Below are 20,195 nucleotides of genomic sequence, written 5' to 3'. Positions count from 1 at the left end.
GGGACGCCACCGGCGCCCCTTTTCTCGTCTGTTGATGCAGCAATCCGCTGCAATTTTAGTGAAGCGATTAGCGTTTCGAGAACTGGAACGACTTGCGCGCCTTCGCCCGGCCGTACTTCTTGCGCTCCACGGTGCGGGAGTCGCGGGTCAGGAAGCCGCCCTTCTTGAGGACGCCGCGCAGATCCGGCTCGAAGTTCGTCAAAGCCTTGGAGATGCCGTGACGCACCGCACCCGCCTGCCCCGACAGACCGCCGCCGGCGACCGTGCAGATGACGTCGTACTGGCCGGCGCGTGCGGCCGCGACCAGCGGCTGCTGGATCAGCATCCGCAGCACCGGACGGGCGAAATAGACTTCGACTTCGCGGGTGTTGACCACGATCTTGCCGGCGCCCGGCTTGATCCAGACGCGGGCGACCGCGTCCTTGCGCTTGCCGGTGGCATAGGCGCGGCCGTATTTGTCGACCTTCTTGACGTATTTCGGCGCTTCCGGAGCGGCCGTCTTCAGCGACGCCAACTGGTCGAGCGACTGCATGGTATCCGACATCTTATGCGGCCCTCATGTTCTTGCGATTCATCGAAGCGATATCAACCTTCTCGGGCTGCTGGGCTTCATGCGGATGGTCGGGACCGGGGTAGACGCGCAGATTGCCCATCTGCACACGGCCGAGCGGACCGCGCGGGATCATGCGCTCGATGGCCTTCTCGACCACACGCTCCGGGAAACGACCCTCGAGGATCGACTTCGCGGTGCGTTCCTTGATGCCGCCGATGAAGCCGGTGTGCTTGTAGTAGACCTTGTTGTCGCGCTTGCGACCGGTCAGCACGACATGCGCCGCGTTGATGATGACGACGTTATCGCCGCAATCGACATGGGGCGTGTAGGTCGGAAGGTGTTTGCCGCGCAGGCGCATGGCGACCAGGGTGGCGAGCCGGCCGACGACCAGACCCTTGGCGTCGATCAGCACCCACTTCTTCGTCACCTCGGCGGGCTTTGCCGAATAGGTTTTCATATGAGGAATCCGTGAAAATGGAAATCGGCGCCAGATGCGCCGAACTGGCGGGTTTCTAGAGAACGACGCCGTTTCCGTCAACGCCAATTCGCGTAAATTAATCTAGCAAAAACAATAGTTTAAAAATATGGTGCAATAATACCGTTCAAAACCCTATGTATTTGGAATGGAGTAGGTCGCCGTCACATGAGCGATCGGATCGGGCGACGAGCCCGACAGCAGATTGACCTCGCCGACCGCCAGCCGCTTGCCGAGCTTCAGGAGACGCGCCGCGGCCAGCACGTCCTGGCCCGGCAGGCCCTTGCGCAGGAAATTGATGTTGAGATTGGTCGTCACCGCCAGTCCCACCGGGCCGATCGCCGAGAGCAGCACCACATACATCGCGAAATCGGCCATCGCCATCAGCGTCGGCCCCGACACCGTGCCGCCCGGACGCAGCATGCGCTCGTCATAGCGCCGCCGCAGCAGGCATGTCTCGCCGTCGGCGCTCTCGATGGTGATGTCGCCATCGCTGAAGGCTTGGGGAAATTCCTCGCGGAGGAACTTCTCCAGCTCAGCCACGCTCATTTTCGCTGCCGCCATGCCACCCCTGCCCTCGATTCAGGGTGCCTGTTACATTAGGTTATCATCAAAGCCCAAATGAAAATCTCGGAGTGGAAACCTCGGAAATGCCCGCCCAGACTGCTCGCGCACCCACGCCACAACCTCCGATCCTGCTGCAGGAAAACATCGGCAGCATCCGCCTGCTCACGCTCAACCGGCCGGCGGCGCGCAACAGCCTGTCGGAGAGCCTGATCGCCGAGCTGCATGGCGCGCTGAAGCAAATCCACGACGACAACAGCGTCCGCGCCGTCGTCATCGCGGCCAATGGCCCGGCCTTCTCCGCGGGGCACGACATGAAGGAACTGACCGCGCGCCGGAGCGATGCCGATCGCGGCCGCGCCTATTTCGGGCAGATCATGAACGCCTGCAGCGCAATGATGCAGGCGGTCGTGCATCTGCCGAAACCCGTGGTCGCCGCCGTGCAGGGCATCGCAACGGCCGCCGGCTGCCAGCTCGTGGCGAGTTGTGATCTCGCGGTCGCCTCCGAGGCCGCGGGCTTCGCCACCCCCGGCGTCGATATCGGCCTGTTCTGTTCGACGCCCATGGTGGCGCTGTCGCGCAACATTCCCCGCAAGCAGGCGATGGAGATGCTGCTTACGGGCGAGCCGATTTCGGCGGCCACGGCGAAGAATATCGGCCTCGTCAACCGCGTCGTGGCCGCAGGCACCGAGCGCGATGCGGCGATCGCGCTGGCGCAGAAGGTCGCGCTCAAATCGGCTTATACCGTCAAGCTAGGCAAGGAGGCATTCTATCGCCAGGCCGAAATGACCCTTGCCGACGCCTATCGCTACACGGCGGAAGTGATGACCGAGAACATGATGGCGCGCGACGCCGAGGAAGGCATCGGCGCCTTCATCGAGAAGCGCGAGCCGAAGTGGCAGGATAAGTGACTGCTCCTCATCCTGAGGAGCCGCGCAAGCGGCGTCTCGAAGGATGAAGGCCCGACTGCGGCCTCATGGTTCGAGACGCGCGTTCCGCGCTCCTCACCATGAGGGTCTAAGGAACAGCTATGAACCACGACAATTACGACGACAATTACATCCGCAGCATCCTCAACGGCGTGAAGTCGATCGCGATGGTCGGCGCCTCGGCGGTCAATGTGCGGCCGAGCTATTTTGCGTTCAAATATCTGGCGCAGCGCGGCTACGACATGATCCCGGTCAATCCGGGTCACGTCGGCAAGAGCTTGCTCGACAAACCCTTCGTCGCCTCGCTGTCGGATATCGGCCGCCCCGTCGACATGATCGACATCTTCCGCAATTCCAGCCACATCATGCCAGTTGTCGAAGAGGCCCTGACCTTGTCGCCGCCGCCGAAAGTGATCTGGATGCAGCTCGGCGCGCGCGACGACGTGGCTGCCGAGAAGGCCGAAGCCGCCGGTCTCAAGGTGGTGATGAACCGCTGTCCGAAGATCGAGTATGGACGGCTGTCATCGGAAATTTCGTGGATGGGAGTCAATTCGCGCACGCTGAGCTCGAAGCGCGCGCCGATCCCGACCCAGGGCATGCGGCTGTCGCTCAACCGGATGAGCGTCGGCGGCGGCGCAACGGCCGCATCGGATCGCGCTGCAAAGAACAAAAGCGAGCCAACGTGACGCAATGAGAAACGATTATTTCGAAGACGCGACCTGACGAGGCAGACCCGTTTTCAATCCGCCACATGTGAACGCCTCGCCTTGACGGCGGACGCGGCTGCGATCAGCATCGCCGGCGCATTTCGCGCAAGCCAAAGAACAGGACAAAGAATGACCGACCGTCTCCCGGGATTTTCGACACTTGCCGTGCATGCGGGCGCGCAGCCCGACCCCACCACCGGCGCACGGGTGACGCCAATCTATCAAACCACGTCCTTCGTGTTCAACGATGCCGACCATGCTGCGTCGCTGTTCGGGCTGCAGGCGTTCGGCAACATCTATACCCGCATCGGCAATCCGACCACCGCCGTGCTGGAAGAGCGCATAGCGGCGCTGGAAGGCGGCACCGCGGCGCTGGCGGTTGCCTCGGGGCACGCGGCGCAGGTCGTCGTGCTGCAACAATTGCTGATGCCGGGCGACGAGTTCATCGCCGCGCGAAAACTCTACGGCGGCTCGATCAACCAGTTCACGCATGCATTCAAGAGTTTTGGCTGGAACGTGGCGTGGGCCGACCCCGACGATATCGGCAGTTTCGAGCGCGCGGTGACGCCGCGCACCAAGGCGATTTTCATCGAATCGATCGCCAATCCCGCCGGCAGCATCACCGACATCGAGGCGATCGCGGAAGTGGCCCGCAAGGCCGGCGTGCCGCTGATCGTCGACAACACGCTGGCGACGCCATATTTGATCCGCCCGATCGATCACGGCGCCGACATCGTCGTGCACTCGCTGACGAAATTTCTCGGTGGCCACGGCAATTCGCTCGGCGGCATCATCGTGGACGCCGGCACCTTCGACTGGTCGAAGGACAACAAATATCCGATGCTCAACGAGCCGCGGCCGGAGTATCACGGCATCCGGATCCAGGAGACCTTTGGCAATTTCGCCTTCGCGATCGCCTGCCGGGTGCTTGGCCTGCGCGACCTCGGCCCGGCGCTGTCGCCGTTCAACGCCTTCATGATCCTGACCGGCATCGAGACGCTGCCGCTGCGCATGCAGAAGCATTGCGAAAACGCCAAGGCGGTCGCGGAATTTCTTGCGGGCCACTCCGCTGTGGCATCGGTGAACTATGCCGGCCTTGCCAGCGACAAGTACAACAAGCTCGCGCGCAAATACGCGCCGAAGGGCGCCGGCGCGGTATTCACCTTCAGCCTGCGGGGCGGCTACGACGCCGGTGTCAACCTGGTGTCGAACCTGAAACTGTTCTCGCATCTGGCCAATGTCGGCGACACCCGTTCGCTGGTGATTCACCCGGCATCGACCACCCACAGCCAGCTCGACGACGAAGCGAAGGTGAGATCTGGCGCGGGGCCCGATGTGGTGCGCCTATCGATCGGTATCGAGGACAAGGAAGATCTGATCGCGGATCTGGAGCAGGCGCTCAGCGCGTAAAACGGCCTTCGGCTGTCATTGCGAGCGTTGGCGAACAGAACTCCGTCATGCCCGGGCTTGACCCCGGCATCCACGCCCTTCGAGCCCGGTGCCAAGACGTGGATGGCCGGGACAAGCCCGGCCATGACGACGGAGTTCGCAACCGCGGCTTGCTCCCCCGACGACCTGATCTCCGAAATCACAAGCCTCTCGTTAACGCTCATTCCGGCATAAAGTGGTGCTGAGCCGCCCTCGATGATTCGGAGCAAACGATGCTGCGCTGGATGACGCCATTTCTCGTCGCGATTTTCGCGATCGGAACTGCTGCCGCCGAAGGCCCTGCCACCACCACGAACGGCCCCGCCGCTGCCAAAGGCGGCCCCGCCGCCGCCAAGCGCGCCGCGGTTCGCGCGGCGAGCAAATTGCCGCCCGGCCTGCCCCGCACCCATTACAACTACCGGACCACGGTTGCGCCTGCTGCAGCGCCGCGCTATGTGCGCCGCGGCCGCACGCTGGTGGTCGAGGAAGAGGATCCCGACGTGCTGTTCACGCCGGTGGACGTCGTGCCCTACGCGCCGCGCGTCTACGGCACGCCGTTGCTGCCGGGATCATCGACGCTGCCCGGCTATTACGGAACCAGCCACTCCTACAGCTATGACGGCCCCTATTACGGCGGCCCGTCCTATGGCCCCTTTTGGAATCGTCTGCCATATGCTTGCGGCGTGTACGGATATTGCTAAACGCGCACTAGCCGATAACGGAGACGGACGACCGACGTGGCAGGGGCACCGCGAAAAGAAAGCAGAACGGGCGCTGCCAATGCGATCACGGCGGACCTGGTCGCCGTCCTCGTCGCCGTCACCGACGGCGAACCCAAGATCATGACCATCGCCAACGACGGCGCGCTGCCGAGCGGCCCGTTCGAATTTTCGCACCGTTCGCTGCAGACGGGATTGCGGGCATGGGTCGAGGCGCAGACCGGCCATCCCCTCGGCTATGTCGAGCAGCTCTACACTTTCGCCGATCGCGGGCGGGCCGGACATGCCAAGTCGCCGCATTCGATCTCGATCAGCTATCTGGGCCTGACCCGCGAAGACAAGGTCGGCGCGGGTTTTGAGGCACATTGGTCCGGCTGGTACGAATATTTCCCCTGGGAGGATCAACGGTCTGGTCTCCCTGCTTCGCTTTCGAAGACATTGGCGTCGCGGCTGCGGGCGTGGTCGAAATCTGCAGATACCACCGGCCTGCAGCGCGAACGCTGGCAGCGCGCCACCATCACGTTTGGCCTCGACGATCGCGAATGGAACGAGGAGCTGGTGCTGCAGCGCTACGAGCTGCTCTATGAGGCCGGCCTGATCCCGGAAGCCGTGCGTGACGGGGCACCGGCGACGAGCGTCATTCCGGGCAAACCAATGACCGGAGATCACCGCCGCATTCTCGCCACTGGGATCGCGCGGCTGCGCGCCAAGATCAAATACCGCCCCGTGGTGTTCGAACTGATGCCGGCGGAATTCACCCTGCTGCAACTGCAACGCAGCGTTGAAGCGCTTGCAGGCCGGCTGGTGCACAAGCAGAATTTTCGCCGCCTGATCGAGCAGCAGCAACTCGTTGAGGAAACTGGCGCAATCGCCGCCGACACCGTCGGCCGTCCCGCCAAATTGTTCAGGTTCCGCCACGGCGTGCTGGCCGAACGGGCGATTGCCGGAACCAAGCTTCCGCTTTCGCGCACTTGACATCGATTATGCTCAGGATAAGTATAAGCCAAGATATACTCAAGGAGAGTATAAATGGCGAACCTCAGCTCCACCGCACGCGCGCGTTCCGCAGAGCTTTACGACCGGGTCAGGCGGGTCATCCCACCGCCGGAATGGGCCACGTTCGCCGAGGACGTCGACGCCATCCTCGAACTAAAACGAAGGCGCAACGCCGTCGTCCTCGCGCATAACTATCAGACACCTGAAATCTTCCACGGCGTTGCCGACATCGTGGGCGACAGCCTGCTGCTGGCGCGCGAAGCCACCAAGGTCGATGCCGATATCATCGTGCTGGCCGGCGTGCACTTCATGGCCGAGACGGCCAAGCTGCTGAACCCGGAAAAGACGGTGCTGATCCCTGACCTCGCGGCAGGCTGCTCGCTCGCGGATTCCATCACCGCGCCGGACGTGCGGCTGATGCGCCAGCGCTATCCTGGTGTTCCCGTCGTCACCTACGTCAACACGTCGGTAGCGGTCAAGGCGGAATCCGACATCTGCTGCACTTCCGGCAACGCGCTCAAGGTCGTGGAATCGCTCGGCGCCGAACGCGTGATCATGCTGCCGGATGAATATCTCGCGCAGAACATTGCCGCGCAGACAAACGTGAAGATCATCGCATGGAAGGGCCATTGCGAGGTGCATGAGCTGTTTACGGCCTCCGACGTCCGGCAACTGCGCGAAAATCATCCTGACGTGACCATCCTGGCGCATCCGGAGTGTCCGCCCGAAGTGGTCGCGGAAGCCGATTTCTCCGGCTCCACGGCGGCGATGTCGGACTTCGTTGGTCAAAAACGCCCGCCCCGGGTCGTGCTGCTGACGGAATGCTCGATGAGCGACAACGTCGCCGTGCTCCATCCCGACGTGGAGTTCATCCGGCCCTGCAATCTGTGCCCGCACATGAAGCGGATCACGCTGAAGAACATCCGCCGTGCGCTGGAAACCGGCCGGCACGAGGTGGCGATCGATCCGGCGATCGCGGCACCCGCCCGGCGCGCCGTCGAAAGGATGCTGGCGATATGAGCACGCAGATTTCAGCGCTCAACAACCGTCCCGTCATCATCGGCGGCGGCGCCGCCGGGTTGATGACGGCGCTGCAGATGGCGCCGGAGCCGGTGTTGCTGCTGTCGAAGGCGCCGCTCGGTGCGGAGGCGTCGAGCCTGTGGGCACAAGGCGGCCTTGCCGCGGCGATGGGCGGGGATGATGACCCTGCCCTGCATCTGGCCGATACGCTGGCCGCCGGTGCCGGCCTGTGCGACGAGCCCGTCGCGCACCGGATCGTTCATGCGGCGCCTGCGGCCGTCGAACATCTCGCAAGACTTGGTGTCGCCTTCGACCGTCGACCCGATGGCGGCTGGCGGCTTGGCCTCGAAGCCGCGCATAGCCGCAACCGGATTGTGCACGCCACCGGCGACGGCACCGGGCGCGAGATCATGCGCGCGCTGATCGCAGCGGTGCGCCGCTGCCCATCGGTCACGTTGCTCGAGGGCGTCGAGGCGCGGAGCCTGATTGTCGAGGATAACGCCGTCAAGGGCGTGCTCGCGATGAACGCGCAGGGTCCGCTCGTAATCGACACCGGCCGCGTGGTGCTCGCGACGGGCGGCATTGGCGGGCTGTTTTTGGACAGCACCAACCCGGCCGGCTGCTTCGGCCAGGGGCTGGCGCTGGCGGCACGCGCGGGCGCGCTGCTCTCCGATCTCGAATTCATCCAGTTTCACCCGACCGCCTTCGACGGGCCGTCACGCCCGATGCCGCTGGTCACCGAGGCCGTGCGCGGCGACGGCGCGATTCTGATCGACGACGCCGGGCAGCGCTTCATGGCGGACCAGCCAGGGGCCGAACTCGCGCCCCGCGATATCGTCGCGCGCGCGGTCTGGCGCCGCCGCGCCGAAGGCCATCGCGTCTTCCTCGATGCGCGGAAACATCCGGGAGCGGAATTTGCAAAACGCTATCCCGTCATTTCCGCCTTCTGCAAGATGGCCGGGATCGATCCCGCGACCGATCCGATTCCGGTGCGGCCGGCGGTGCACTACCACATGGGCGGGATATCGGTGGATATCGAGGGACGCAGTACCGTGAACGGCCTGTGGGCCTGCGGCGAGGTCAGCCGTACCGGGCTGCACGGCGCCAACCGCCTCGCCAGCAATTCGCTGATGGAAGCGATCGTCTGTGCGCAATGGGTAGCCGAGAGCGTCCAGAGTGCGAGCCGAGCTCCGTTGACGGCGCGTGCGGCCAACACGCTTCCGCCCACGTCCGATCCTTCGGCCGTGCGGCCGATCCTGTCCCAGGGCCTCGGCGTGCTCCGCGACCGGCACGGTATCGAACGCGCGATCCGCGGCCTCTATCCGATCGCCAGCGGTAGCACCGCGGCCTCCAATCCCGCGCTGGTTGGATTGATGATCGCGGTCGCCGCCTGGCGGCGGGAGGAAAGCCGCGGCGGGCATTACCGCAGCGACTTCGCCGACGCCATGCCCTCGGCCGTGCCGTCTTCCATCTCGCTTGCGGAAACGCTCGACACCGCCAGCGACATTGTTGAAACCGGATCTCTGTCTGTTGGGAGTGCCCAGCCGTGACACTAGCCCCACTTCTGCCCATCATGTACGAGCCGCTGGTTCGAACCGCCCTGCTCGAAGACCTAGGCCGCGCGGGCGACATCACGGCGGATGCGATCGTCCCAGCCGACCGGCAGGCCTCGCTGGTGTTGCGCGCGCGCCAGCCCGGCGTCGTGGCCGGGCTCGACATCGCGCGCTGTGCGTTTCAGCTCATGGATCCTGCCATCCGGCTCACTGCCGAGCGGCCTGACGGAAGCGCCGTTGTGCCGGGAGATGTGATCGCCGCGATCGAGGGGCCGGCGCGCGGGCTGTTGACCGGTGAACGGACGGCGCTGAATTTTCTCTGCCATCTCAGCGGCGTCGCCACCGCGACGGCCTCGCTGGTGTCAGCCGCGCAAGGCACCAAGGCGCGCATCGTCTGCACCCGCAAGACCACGCCCGGGTTGCGCACGCTGGAAAAATACGCGGTCCGCGCCGGTGGCGGCAGCAATCACCGCTTCGGCCTCGACGACGCCATCCTGATCAAGGACAATCACATTGCGCTGGCCGGCGATGTCAGAACCGCGATCGAGCGCGCAAGGGCGCATGCCGGCCACCTCGTCAAGATCGAGGTCGAGGTCGACACCCTCTCGCAGCTCGAACAGGCCCTTGCGATCGGCGTGGATGCCGTGCTGCTCGACAACATGACGCTCGAGCAACTGCGGCAGGCAGTCACCATGACCGGCGGCCGGGCAATCACGGAAGCTTCCGGCCGCATCACCGCCGAGACCGCCAAGGCGATCGCCGCCACCGGCGTCGACCTGATTTCGGCCGGCTGGCTGACGCACAGCTCCGCCGCGCTCGATATCGGTCTGGACTATCTGGGGCTCAATCGGCAGGCAGCGTAGCGGCCGCGATCACTCGGCCGCGCGCATGGCGGCCCTGTCCTGGCGCATCAGGCGGTTGTTGCGCTGGACCACCGAATAGGTCGCCAGTGCAAACAGGACCACCAGACCCTGGATCGACAGCGCTTCCATCGACGGATTGAGACCAATCGCGCTTAGAAACGCCGAGCCCTTCACTTCGGTAACCGTGATGATCGCCTGTTCCTGGAATTCCTGCACGGCCTCGCCGATGAATTTGATCGCCATCACGAACAGGAACGCCGAGGTGATGATGAACAGCGGCCGCAGCGGAAGTTTTCGCGCAATCAGGTTGATGAAATAGAACAACACGGCAAGGCCCGCCGTCGCGGCGGCAAGGCCGGCGAACAGGCCGGCGCTCCAGCCGCCTTCGGTGGTGGCCAGCGCATTGATGAACAGAACGGTTTCGGCGCCCTCCCGGAACACTGCGAGGAAGGCCAGCGCACCGACCGCCCACACCGTGTCCTGCGACAGCGCGGAATCGGCCTTGTGCGCGAGATAATCCTGCCAGCCGCGCGGATCCTGCTTCACCATCAGCCAGCCGCTGACATAGAGCATCAGGGCGGCGGCGACGAGGATGATGATGCCTTCGAGGATATCGCTGTGCTCGCCGGAATTGAGCACCGCAAACAGCCAGGCCGCAATGATGCTGGCGGCGACGGCTGCGAGCGCGCCGCCATATAGCGCCTGAATGCGATGAGCTGCGCCTGCCTTGGTCAGATAGCCTGCCAGCGCTGCGATCACCAGCATGGCTTCGAGCCCCTCGCGGAGCAGAATGACGGCGGCCTGGATGAATGCTGAGGACATGGAGGGAACCTGTTTTGGCTCGTTTTATCGCGCAGGCCATTCAAGTAAAGCGGTGCGGCTCCACACAAACGCGTCAAGGGCGTCGTGCAACAGGAAACCCGTGCAAATCGGGCACTTCCCGGAATTCCGGCAGATTAGAATTACTCAATTTTCAGCCGGGTTGGCCGAGCGGCAGAACCAGTTTGGGCCGGTCGTGCGCGACGCGCCGTCCAACCAGCCGCTCGGTCTGCAAGACGGCCAGTGTCAGCACGACGATGGCGGTGGCCTGATGCGCCAGTGCGAGATCGATCGGCACCTGATGCAGCAGCGTGAGGATGCCGAGCGCTGCCTGCAGAATAATCGCCGCTACCAGCCACCACGCGCCGGCGATCACGGCCGCCCCGGCGCGCGACCGCACCGTGTCGATCGCATGCAGGAGCGCCAGTGCGAGCAGCGCATAGGCGGTCATGCGGTGCTCGAACTGCACGGTGAGCGTGTTGTCGAACAAATTGCGCCACCACGGCTCCTCGAACCACAGCCGCGCCGCCGACGGAATCAAGGCACCGTCGATCTCGGGCCAGGTATTGTACAACTTGCCCGCCCGCAGGCCCGCGACCAGCGCGCCGAAATAAAGCTGGACGAACGTCAGGGCGAGCAAGGCCACCCCGGAGACCTTCAGCCGCACCGGAACAACGGGCTGCGGACGCGTGGTCATCCGCCGCAGCGTCCAGACAATCGACGCAAAAATGATCAGGGCCAGCATCAGATGCGTCGCCAGCCGATACTGGGAGACCTCGGTCCGTTGTGACAGGCCCGACGCGACCATCCACCAGCCGACCGCGCCCTGCAGCGCGCCGAGGGCGAAGATCAGCCACAGCCGGCGTTTCAGCTCAGCGGCCAACGCACCGCGCCACAGGAAGTACAGGAACGGCAAAAGATAGACCGCGCCGATCGCGCGCCCGAGCAGGCGGTGGCTCCATTCCCACCAGAAGATGGTCTTGAACTCCGCAAGACTCATGCCGGCGTTGAGTTCGCGGTATTGCGGGATGGCCTTGTAGCCCTCGAACGCCTGCGCCCACTGCGCCTCGTTGAGCGGCGGCAGTGTGCCGGTAACCGGCTTCCACTCCACGATCGACAATCCGGATTCCGTCAGCCGCGTGGCGCCGCCGACCAACACCATGACCGCGATCAACGCGGCGACCGCGATCAGCCACCATCTGACGGTGCCGAGATGCGGGGCCTGCAGTGCGGAACTAGCGGTCATAAAACCCATCTTGAAACACGCCTTGGCTCGCCCGGAAGGCGCGCTTGATTGAATTGGCGCGCCCCTTATAGTCCGCCCCTTCCCGCGCGCAACCCGCCACGAGCCTGACATATCCGCCATGACGATACGCACCCGCAAATTCTTTGGAACCATCGCACTTCTAGTGCTGGTCGTGGTGTGGTCGCTACTCGGAATGACGATCGCCCAGACGCCGTGGCTGGCCAATTCCGGCCTGCTGCAGGCGATCTTCTATGTCGTGGCGGGGCTTGGATGGGTGCTGCCGGCGATGCCGATCGTGAGCTGGATGTCGCGGCCCGATCGCGCCGCCTAGATTAGACCCAATTGTCCCGGGTCGGCCTGACTGCAGGAAACATCATCCCCGACAGCATCACGCGCATCATGCGCAGCGAGCGCTGCCGTCCGTCCCAGGCGATCCGCGGCAGGGCATGCAGATTGGTATATCCCTTCGCCTCAACGACGCCCGGGATCGTCGATACCGCGCTGGCGAAACCTGCCTCCTGCGCCATCACGACGTGCTCCCGGCGCCAGGATTGCCGATCGCCGAACGGATAGGCGAAATGGCTGACGGCACGGCGCAAGGCAGTCTCCGCGACCGCCTTGCCCATCGTCATTTCGCGTTGCGCGTCGGCCGCTTTCAGGGTGGACAGCGCGAGATAATTCACCGTGGCGCCGCCGATCGTCACCAGCGGATCCGCGGCAAGCTTCGTTAGATCGGCCCAATCCATCGACGCAGTCCGCGACAGCCCCGCGAGATCGACGGAGTAGCGCGTGCAGAGGTCGTGGATCGCGAACGAGAGATCCGGCGGCGGCAATGTACGCATCCAGCTCGCCAGAAACTCGAACGTGTCATACTTCTCCGGCGTGCTGCCCGTTGCGAAACGGCGCTCCTTGCGGTCGATCACCAGGCTGATGCGGTCCTCGCGCGCGATCATGTCTTCCAGCGCGAGCCACCAGGCTTCGCCGAGCCCGTCCGGAAACGCGGTCGGCAGGTACACGGTGAAGGGCACACTGTGCTTCGACAGCACGGGATAGGCCTGCGTGATGACATCCTTGCAACCGCCGTCGAAGGTCAGGCAGGCAAATCGGTTGGCCCTCGGCAGCGTGACCGCCCGCCGGCACACTTCGTCCATCGTGACCAGATCGAAGTTCCAGCGCTTCAGCGCGCGAAGCGTCCGGTCGAGAAATTGCGGCGTGATTTCGCGCCACCGGTTGGGCTGAAATCGCCGGGAATCGCGCGGACGCACACGCTCGAACCGCAAAATGACGCCGGCACCGCCGGTCTGTCGCTGCTTCAGCCTGAAATAGCCGCTGAAATAGCCGAGCTCCATCCTGGCCCGCCGCAAAATTCCGATATCCGACGCCAAACGTCCCACCCCAACATACGGTCGCACTGCCCCCGCCGCGCACCGATTGTATTACCCTTTGTTGACATTTCCCTGCGAAGGTCGGCCAAAGCCGAAAATTGTAAACAATTTCATATAGCACGGGCTCTGCAATGACCATGGCTGCCGCGATTGAAGACCGGACGGCGGATGCAGGAACGTGGTCGAAGGCGAGCCGCATCGCCGGCATCGACATCGTTCACGACCTCACTGCCGCGGAAGGCATCTGGCGCAGCCTGGAAGGCGCGCCAACCTTCTTCACACCGTATCAGCGGTTCGACTTCCTCAGTTCCTGGCAGCGACAGGTCGGCGAGCGCGAAGGCTTCGCTCCTTTCATCGTGATCGCCTACGATGCGGAACGCCGCCCGCTGGTGCTGCTGCCGCTCGCGCTCAGGCACGTCTACGGCGCGCGTTGCGCCAGTTTCATGGGCGGCAAGCATTCCACCTTCAACATGGCGCTGTTCGATCGCGATTTCGCCGCAAGCGCAACGCAAGCCGATCTCGACGGCCTGATGTCGGCGATATCGCAGCGATCCGAAGCCGACGTCCTCGCGCTGCATCAGCAACCGGTTCGCTGGCGCGACCTGCCCAATCCGCTCGCCTTGCTGCCGCATCAGCCCTCGGCCAATGATTGCCCGTTGCTGGTGATGGAGCCTGGTGCCGCGCCCGCGGCGCTGGTCAGCAACTCGTTCCGGCGCCGCCTCAAGGGCAAGGAACGCAAGCTGCAGTCCCTGCCCGGCTATCGCAGTCACATTGCGTCGTCGGAGGCCGACATCACGCGGCTGCTCGACTGGTTCTTCCGCGTCAAGCCGCAGCGGATGGCCGAACAGAAGCTGCCGAATGTGTTCGCCGATCCCGGCATCGAGGATTTTGTCCGCAGCGCCTGCACCGCGCCGCTCGCCGGCGGCAAGCACGCCATTGATATCCACGCGCTGGAATGCGACGAGGAAGTGATCGCGATCTTCGCCGGCGTCGCCGACGGTCACCGGTTCTCGATGATGTTCAATACCTACACGATGTCGGCGAACTCGAAATACAGCCCCGGCCTGATCCTGATGCGCGACATCATCGATCACTACGCCGGACAGGGCTATCGCGCCCTCGACCTCGGGATCGGTTCGGACGATTACAAGCGGCTGTTCTGCAAGGACGACGAGCCGATCTTCGACAGCTTCATTCCGCTCAGCCAGCGCGGCATGCTTGCCGCCAGCGTCATGTCGGGCCTCAACCGCACCAAGCGCCTGGTGAAGCACAATCCGGCGCTGTTCGAAATGGCGCAAAAGCTGCGCAGCGCGTTCAGCTAAACAAAATGCCGCCATTGCAGGGTGGACAAAGGCGCGCATGCGCCGTGCCCACCATCAAGAGCGACGCAAGCAGTGGTGGGCACGCGGAGCCTGTCATCGGGCGCGCGTTCGCGCGACCCGTTGGCTTCACCCTACATATTCCTCACGCCGCCACCACGCGCGGGCCGGGTTCGACTGCGTCCGACGGCTCGCACGGCTTGCTCAGCATCGTCACCTCGGAAAAACCCACCGCCTTGAGCTGCTCGCACATCAAGCTGCGCGCGTCCGATGCCATCGACGGCTCAGGCACCACGACCGCCCGCGCCTGTGAGGTGAGCAATTCGGCCGGCAGATCGGAGGCCGACCCGGCATCCAGCAATACGTGGTCGTAGACTCGCAGCAGCGCGTCGATTGCAAGTATCAACCGCGGCGATTGGAGCTGCGCGCGGTCGAAGCCCGGGCGTCCGGCGCTGACGAGATGAACGCGCGACAGCCGGTCTCCTGCTGATGATCTGCGCGAACGATGCTTCGCCCTGCATGAGTTCGGCAAGCCCGGGCGCGACCGGATCGGTCGACGCCGCGGCAATCGCCGGCGAGGATGCCACGAGATCGACGACCACGACTTTCGCCTGCTGCGACATCAGCCGCGCCAATGTCAACGCGGTCAGCGTGATGCTCTCGCTCGACGCCGTACCGAGCACGGTCACCTTGCGCGCCGCGGCGCCCGCGCCAACCAGGACATCCGCCATTTGCTCGACTTCACCGATTTCCGCCACGGTATCCATGCGCGGGCTGTCCGCGTGCGGTTCATTCAACGCCGGCTCGGAAGCGTGGTCCGCCTCGACGAGGTCCGCTACCGGAAGCTCGGGCGCGATCGCCGGCGCGCGCACCGGTTCCGGTGGAGCAGCCAAGATGATTTGGGGCGCGATTTCGGGTGCAATTTCCCACGTAACTTCCGGCGAAACCGCACTAGGGGCCCGCGGAGCAGTCATGCGCAGCAGCTCGCCGGTCGCAATCGCGCCCGAAGTGAGCAGCAAGGTCGCCAGCGTCGCGATCAGCACGATCGGTAGCTTCTTCGGATAGGCCGGGGTGTTCGAAACGGTGGCGCGCGAGATGATGCGGCCATCGGCCGGCGCCGCCTCGATGCTCTCGCGGGCGCTGGCCTCGCGGTATTTGGCGAGGTAGGACTCCAGCAGATCACGCTGGGCCTTGGCCTCGCGCTCGAGCGCGCGAAGCTGCACATCCTGACCGTTGCTCGATGACGCCTGCCTCTTCAATTGGTCGAGACTGTTCATCAGACCATCGACCCGGCCGCCGGCGATGCGCGCATCATTGTCCAGCGAGCGCGACACCTTGCCAGCCTCCTCGCGCAACTGACGATCGAGATCGGCGAGTTGCGCCTTCAATTCCTTGATGCGAGGATGGCCGCCGAGCAGCGTCGAGGATTGCTCGGCGAGTTGCGCGCGCAGCGTCACGCGCTGCTCGGACAGCCGGCGCACCAGTTCGGAATTGAGCACCTCGGAAGCCTCGATCGGCTTGCCGCTCTGAAGCATTTCCTTGATGAGCCGCGCCTTTGATTCGGCATCCGACTTCAGCGCGCGGGCGTTGTTCAACTGCGTGTTGAGCTCACCCATCTGCTGGTTGGAAAGCGTGGTGTTGTTGGTGCCGATAAACAGGCTCGACTTGGAGCGGAAGTCCTCGACGCGCGATTCGGATTCAGCGACCTTCCCGCGCAGGTTCTCGATTTCACCCGACAGCCACTGGCCTGCCGACTTTGCCTGCTGCTGCCGCGCATCCTGCTGCAGCACCAGATAACCTTCTGCGATCGAGTTGGCGACCCGCGCGGCAAGTTCGGGATCGCGCGACTGAAATTCAATGACGATAACTCGGGATTTGTCGACCGCGTAGGCCGTGAAGCGCTCGTAATAGGCATCCAGCACGCGCTCTTCCGGCGTCAGCGAGAACGGGTCGCGGCCGATGCCGATCAGGGCCAGCAATGACTTCAGCGGCGAAAGTCCCTGCAGCACCGGATCGAATTCGGGACGCTCGGCGAGCTTGTTCTTCTTGATGATCTCACGGGCCAGGTCACGCGACTGCACCAATTGCACCTGACTGGTCACGGCTTCCGCATCGAGCGCACTGCGCTCCTCGTTGCGCTCGCCGGTCGGACGCAGGAACACGTTCTCGCGGCCATCCACCAGGATGCGCGCTTCCGACTTGAACCGAGGGGTGATCATATTGACCGCGGCCAGCGATGCCACCAGCGCCAGCACCGTCGGGACGATGATCCAGCCACGCTTGCGCATCAGCGCCCCGCCGAGCGCATGCAGATCGAGATCGCCGGATTCGGATGCTGCGACGGGCTTCGGGGCCGAAGGCGCAGGCCTCGCCATCGTCCGCTGCACCACCGGCTTGTCCTTGCCTGCACGCCAGAACGCCAAACGCATCGCACACTCCCGCGGACGCAACTGCTGGTCCACCCGAACCCTGCCGATTACACTTCATTAGGGTTGCCGCCGGGTTAATTTGCCCGTGTGCACCGCGAAACGGCGCCCCGAACGCGTCCGGTCATTTTTTGTTAACCATGAACACCCCTTAATCGGCCGACACGTTTCCAGGAATCCCGTGATGCGCGCCCGGGCCAATATCGCTATGTACCCAACATGACAGCTGAAAGTGCCGGAGCCATTGCAGGCGGCTCTCACGACGCGCGCGGCGCGGCCGGGTCACGCGGACCCACACCGACACGTCGGGCCCCGGCGACACCGTGCTCGTCGACGAGCGCTGGTTCTGATCATGCCTCTTGTTGACGGTCAGCCGCTTCGTATCCTGCACGCCACGCGCGCGCCTGTCGGCGGCATTTTCCGCCATATCCTCGATCTCGCCAACGGCCAGGCCGACCGCGGCCATCACGTCGGCATCATCGCCGACAGCCTCACCGGCGGCGAACGCGCCGAGCAGGCGCTGGCGGAAATCGCCCCGCGCCTCAAGCTCGGCGTTCACCGCACGGCCATTCGCCGTGAGCCGCTGCCGAGCGATTTTTTGGTGTGGGCCCGTTTCCGGCGGATGATCCGCCAACTGAAGCCGGATGTGCTGCACGGTCACGGCGCCAAAGCCGGCGCCTACATGCGTTTGCGGACCGCGTCCCGCGACAGGATCCGGGTCTACACCCCGCATGGCGGCTCGCTGCACTATCCGCTGTCGACGCTGAAGGGCAACATCTATGCCCGTGTCGAACGCGCGCTGATGAACGATACCGACCTGTTCCTGTTCGAAAGCGCGTTTGCCCGCGACACCTATCAGCGCACCATCGGCACGCCGAAGGGACTGGTGCGATGCGTGTTCAACGGCGTCACCGCCGGTGAATTCGATGCGGTCGTGAAGGCCGAAGACGCCACCGACCTGATCTATGTCGGCGAGTTCCGGCACATCAAGGGCGCCGACCTCCTGATCGACGCGGTGGCACGGCTGCGCGCCGCCGGCCGTCCGGTGACACTCACGCTCGCCGGCGACGGCGAGGAAAGCGCAAGCCTCAAGGCCCAGGTGCAACAACTCGGTCTCGGCGAGGCCGTGCGGTTCATCGGCCACGTCAAGGCGCGCTTCGGCTTCTCGAAGGGCTCGCTGCTGGTGGTTCCCTCGCGCGGGGATTCAATGCCCTATGTCGTGATCGAGGCGGCCGCCGCCGGCATTCCGATGGTCGCCGCCAATATCGGCGGCATCCCCGAGATTTTCGGCCCGCATGGCGATGCCTTGTTCGCTCCCGGCAAGGCCGCCGCGATGGCCGATGCCATCGAAACCGCGCTGAAGGATCCGGCCGCGGCGCGCGAGCGAGCCAAATCGCTGCGCGAACGAATCTTCCAGCATTTTTCGCAGAAGGCGATGGTCGAGGGCGTCTTTGCCGGCTACCGCGACGCGTTTGCCAATCGTTAACCGTTCTTTACCAACGTAACCGTTTCTTCCGATTTGTCCCGTAAGCCGTGGGTGTGGGGAATTCCGCACCGGCAGGCACGGTCTTATGTGCATGCTCCAGAACGGACGTGGACCAGTGGAACCGATTAATGCACGCTCGATGTTCGACTCCGCGGCAACGGCCGCGATGACCGCCACAGCCGATCGGCCGCAGGTCGAACGGCGCCGCAGGCTTACACCAGCCGCTATTGCCGTCAGCAACCAGAAGGTCGGCCGCGCCTATTCGCCGATCGTGATCGCGGGCGTGGTTCGCGTCATCGATTTTGCGATGCTGAGCGCGATCGGCGTCGCGCTCTATTTCAGCTATGTCGTCCCGCTCAGCGGCTTTTCCTGGGAATTTCTCGCGGCGATCTTCGGCGTGGCCGCAACGGCCGTGATCTGCTTCCAGGCCGCCGATATCTACCAGGTGCAGATCTTCCGCGGCCATCTTCGCCAGATGACCCGGATGATTTCATCCTGGGCGTTCGCGTTCCTGCTGTTCATCGGCGCATCCTTCATCGTCAAGCTCGGCAGCGAAATTTCGCGGCTCTGGCTTACGGCGTTTTTCCTCAGCGGCATTGCGGCGCTGGTGACCGGGCGGGTGTTCCTGCGCTCGCTGGTACGCGGCTGGGCCCGTCAGGGCCGGCTCGATCGCCGCACCATCATCGTCGGCGCCGACCAGAACGGCGAGCAGCTCGTCCAGGCGCTCAAGACCCAGGATGATTCCGATATCCAGGTGCTCGGCGTGTTCGACGACCGCAACGACGACCGCGCGATGGATACCTGCGCCGGCAGCCCCAAGCTCGGCAAAGTCGACGACATCGTCGAATTCGCGCGCCGCACCCGCATCGACCTCGTGCTGTTCGCGCTGCCGATCTCGGCCGAGACCCGCATTCTCGAGATGCTGAAGAAATTATGGGTGCTGCCGGTCGATATCCGGCTCTCGGCGCATACCAACAAGCTGCGCTTCCGCCCCCGATCCTATTCCTATCTCGGCGAGGTGCCCACCCTCGACGTGTTCGAAGCACCGATCACCGACTGGGACCTGGTGATGAAGTGGCTGTTCGACCACGTCGTCGGCTTCGTGATCCTGGTGCTGGCGCTGCCGGTGATGGGATTGGTCGCGCTTGCGGTCAAGCTCGACAGTCCCGGGCCCGTGCTGTTCCGCCAGAAAAGATTCGGCTTCAACAACGAGCGCATCGACGTCTACAAGTTTCGCTCGATGTACCACCATCAGGCCGATCCGACCGCCTCCAAGGTCGTGACCAAAAATGATCCCCGCGTCACCCGCGTCGGGCGCTTCATCCGCAAGACCAGCCTCGACGAACTGCCACAGCTCTTCAACGTCGTGCTCAAAAGCAACCTTTCGCTGGTCGGCCCCCGCCCGCATGCCGTGCAGGGCAAGCTGCAGAGCCGGCTGTTCGATGAGGCCGTCGACGGCTATTTCGCGCGCCATCGCGTCAAGCCGGGGATCACCGGCTGGGCCCAGATCAACGGCTGGCGCGGCGAGGTCGACACCGACGAGAAGATCCAGAAGCGCGTCGAGTTCGATCTCTATTACATCGAGAACTGGTCGGTGCTGTTCGACCTCTACATTCTGCTCAAGACGCCGCTGGCGCTGATGACCAAGAGCGAGAACGCGTATTGAGTTGGACGTCAGCCGTCATTGCGAGGAGCGACGAAGCAATC

At 64.2% G+C, this 20,195-nt stretch carries 20 protein-coding genes and 1 pseudogene; 13 read left to right on the top strand and 8 right to left on the bottom strand.

Annotation, left to right across the window (positions count from 1 at the left end; all coding sequences use genetic code 11):
• Positions 1 to 67: 67 nt before the first annotated feature.
• The 3 genes from rpsI to V1288_RS26015 all read right to left on the bottom strand — a co-directional run bounded on the left by rpsI (position 68) and on the right by V1288_RS26015 (position 1,592).
• Positions 68 to 544 carry a 30S ribosomal protein S9 gene (rpsI, locus tag V1288_RS26025; protein WP_108513524.1) on the bottom strand — a complete coding sequence of 159 codons (477 nt, stop codon included), beginning with the start codon at positions 542 to 544 and terminating at the stop codon, positions 68 to 70.
• Position 545: 1 nt separating this feature from the next.
• A complete protein-coding gene (rplM, locus tag V1288_RS26020) occupies positions 546 to 1,010 on the bottom strand; it encodes a 50S ribosomal protein L13 (protein WP_334359753.1) in 465 nt (154 codons plus the stop codon).
• A 153-nt stretch (positions 1,011 to 1,163) separates the two neighbouring features.
• Entirely contained in the window at positions 1,164 to 1,592 is a 429-nt protein-coding gene (locus V1288_RS26015; protein WP_057849436.1) for a PaaI family thioesterase, read from the bottom strand.
• 86 nt (positions 1,593 to 1,678) lie between these two features.
• Between V1288_RS26015 and V1288_RS26010 the strand changes: the two genes are divergently transcribed.
• The 8 genes from V1288_RS26010 (at position 1,679) to nadC (ending at position 9,807) form a co-directional block, all read left to right on the top strand.
• Entirely contained in the window at positions 1,679 to 2,503 is an 825-nt protein-coding gene (locus tag V1288_RS26010; protein ID WP_334359752.1) for an enoyl-CoA hydratase, read from the top strand.
• 119 nt (positions 2,504 to 2,622) lie between these two features.
• Positions 2,623 to 3,207 carry a CoA-binding protein gene (locus V1288_RS26005; RefSeq protein ID WP_334359751.1) on the top strand — a complete coding sequence of 195 codons (585 nt, stop codon included), beginning with the start codon at positions 2,623 to 2,625 and terminating at the stop codon, positions 3,205 to 3,207.
• 150 nt (positions 3,208 to 3,357) lie between these two features.
• Complete coding sequence (locus V1288_RS26000; RefSeq protein ID WP_334359750.1) at positions 3,358 to 4,638, top strand: O-acetylhomoserine aminocarboxypropyltransferase; 1,281 nt, start codon at positions 3,358 to 3,360, stop codon at positions 4,636 to 4,638.
• 251 nt (positions 4,639 to 4,889) lie between these two features.
• Complete coding sequence (locus V1288_RS25995; RefSeq protein ID WP_334359749.1) at positions 4,890 to 5,357, top strand: hypothetical protein; 468 nt, start codon at positions 4,890 to 4,892, stop codon at positions 5,355 to 5,357.
• Between the two features lie 36 nt (positions 5,358 to 5,393).
• On the top strand, positions 5,394 to 6,350 hold the full coding sequence (locus tag V1288_RS25990) for an NUDIX hydrolase (RefSeq protein WP_334359748.1): 957 nt from the start codon (positions 5,394 to 5,396) through the stop codon (positions 6,348 to 6,350).
• Between the two features lie 54 nt (positions 6,351 to 6,404).
• Positions 6,405 to 7,391, top strand: coding sequence for a quinolinate synthase NadA (gene nadA, locus V1288_RS25985; protein WP_334359747.1), 987 nt, complete (start codon positions 6,405 to 6,407; stop codon positions 7,389 to 7,391).
• Positions 7,388 to 8,941 (top strand): L-aspartate oxidase, encoded by a 1,554-nt coding sequence (locus V1288_RS25980; protein ID WP_334359746.1) that lies wholly within the window; start codon positions 7,388 to 7,390, stop codon positions 8,939 to 8,941. Before nadA ends, V1288_RS25980 begins: the two co-directional genes overlap by 4 nt.
• Entirely contained in the window at positions 8,938 to 9,807 is an 870-nt protein-coding gene (gene nadC, locus V1288_RS25975; RefSeq protein WP_334359745.1) for a carboxylating nicotinate-nucleotide diphosphorylase, read from the top strand. The genes V1288_RS25980 and nadC overlap by 4 nt, the downstream gene beginning before the upstream one ends.
• A gap of 9 nt (positions 9,808 to 9,816) precedes the next feature.
• Here the strand turns inward: nadC and V1288_RS25970 are convergent, their stop codons facing one another.
• Together V1288_RS25970 and V1288_RS25965 are read right to left on the bottom strand one after the other, a co-directional pair.
• Positions 9,817 to 10,629, bottom strand: coding sequence for an FTR1 family iron permease (locus tag V1288_RS25970; RefSeq protein WP_334359744.1), 813 nt, complete (start codon positions 10,627 to 10,629; stop codon positions 9,817 to 9,819).
• A 151-nt stretch (positions 10,630 to 10,780) separates the two neighbouring features.
• Positions 10,781 to 11,872 carry a COX15/CtaA family protein gene (locus V1288_RS25965; protein ID WP_334359743.1) on the bottom strand — a complete coding sequence of 364 codons (1,092 nt, stop codon included), beginning with the start codon at positions 11,870 to 11,872 and terminating at the stop codon, positions 10,781 to 10,783.
• A gap of 118 nt (positions 11,873 to 11,990) precedes the next feature.
• On the opposite strand from V1288_RS25965, the gene V1288_RS25960 reads away from it, so the two are divergent.
• The gene (locus V1288_RS25960) at positions 11,991 to 12,203 is read left to right on the top strand and encodes a DUF2842 domain-containing protein (protein WP_212423118.1); all 213 of its coding nucleotides are present in this window, start codon (positions 11,991 to 11,993) and stop codon (positions 12,201 to 12,203) included.
• Position 12,204: 1 nt separating this feature from the next.
• Here the strand turns inward: V1288_RS25960 and V1288_RS25955 are convergent, their stop codons facing one another.
• Positions 12,205 to 13,257: a polysaccharide deacetylase family protein gene (locus V1288_RS25955; protein WP_334359742.1), complete on the bottom strand. Its 1,053-nt coding sequence runs from the start codon at positions 13,255 to 13,257 to the stop codon at positions 12,205 to 12,207.
• 131 nt (positions 13,258 to 13,388) lie between these two features.
• Between V1288_RS25955 and V1288_RS25950 the strand changes: the two genes are divergently transcribed.
• Positions 13,389 to 14,579 carry a GNAT family N-acetyltransferase gene (locus V1288_RS25950; protein WP_334359741.1) on the top strand — a complete coding sequence of 397 codons (1,191 nt, stop codon included), beginning with the start codon at positions 13,389 to 13,391 and terminating at the stop codon, positions 14,577 to 14,579.
• Between the two features lie 142 nt (positions 14,580 to 14,721).
• On the opposite strand, the gene V1288_RS34140 is transcribed toward V1288_RS25950, so the two are convergent.
• Both V1288_RS34140 and V1288_RS25945 read right to left on the bottom strand, forming a co-directional pair.
• Positions 14,722 to 14,853: a hypothetical protein gene (locus V1288_RS34140; protein ID WP_442894187.1), complete on the bottom strand. Its 132-nt coding sequence runs from the start codon at positions 14,851 to 14,853 to the stop codon at positions 14,722 to 14,724.
• A gap of 7 nt (positions 14,854 to 14,860) precedes the next feature.
• Positions 14,861 to 17,005, bottom strand: coding sequence for a GumC family protein (locus tag V1288_RS25945; protein WP_442894186.1), 2,145 nt, complete (start codon positions 17,003 to 17,005; stop codon positions 14,861 to 14,863).
• 189 nt (positions 17,006 to 17,194) lie between these two features.
• Between V1288_RS25945 and V1288_RS25940 the strand changes: the two are divergent.
• The 3 genes and pseudogenes from V1288_RS25940 to V1288_RS25930 form a co-directional block, all read left to right on the top strand.
• Positions 17,195 to 17,352, top strand: a pseudogene (locus V1288_RS25940) (polysaccharide biosynthesis/export family protein); the annotation flags it as partial.
• Positions 17,353 to 17,354: 2 nt separating this feature from the next.
• Complete coding sequence (locus V1288_RS25935; RefSeq protein ID WP_334359740.1) at positions 17,355 to 18,488, top strand: glycosyltransferase family 4 protein; 1,134 nt, start codon at positions 17,355 to 17,357, stop codon at positions 18,486 to 18,488.
• A gap of 115 nt (positions 18,489 to 18,603) precedes the next feature.
• Positions 18,604 to 20,154: an undecaprenyl-phosphate glucose phosphotransferase gene (locus V1288_RS25930; protein ID WP_334359739.1), complete on the top strand. Its 1,551-nt coding sequence runs from the start codon at positions 18,604 to 18,606 to the stop codon at positions 20,152 to 20,154.
• Positions 20,155 to 20,195 lie beyond the last annotated feature (41 nt).

The organism is Bradyrhizobium sp. AZCC 2176 (assembly GCF_036924645.1).
In the GTDB taxonomy this organism is placed as follows: Bacteria; Pseudomonadota; Alphaproteobacteria; order Rhizobiales; family Xanthobacteraceae; genus Bradyrhizobium.
The sequence above is the reverse complement of the archived record's forward strand: the minus strand, read 5'-3'. Positions and strand labels throughout refer to the sequence as shown.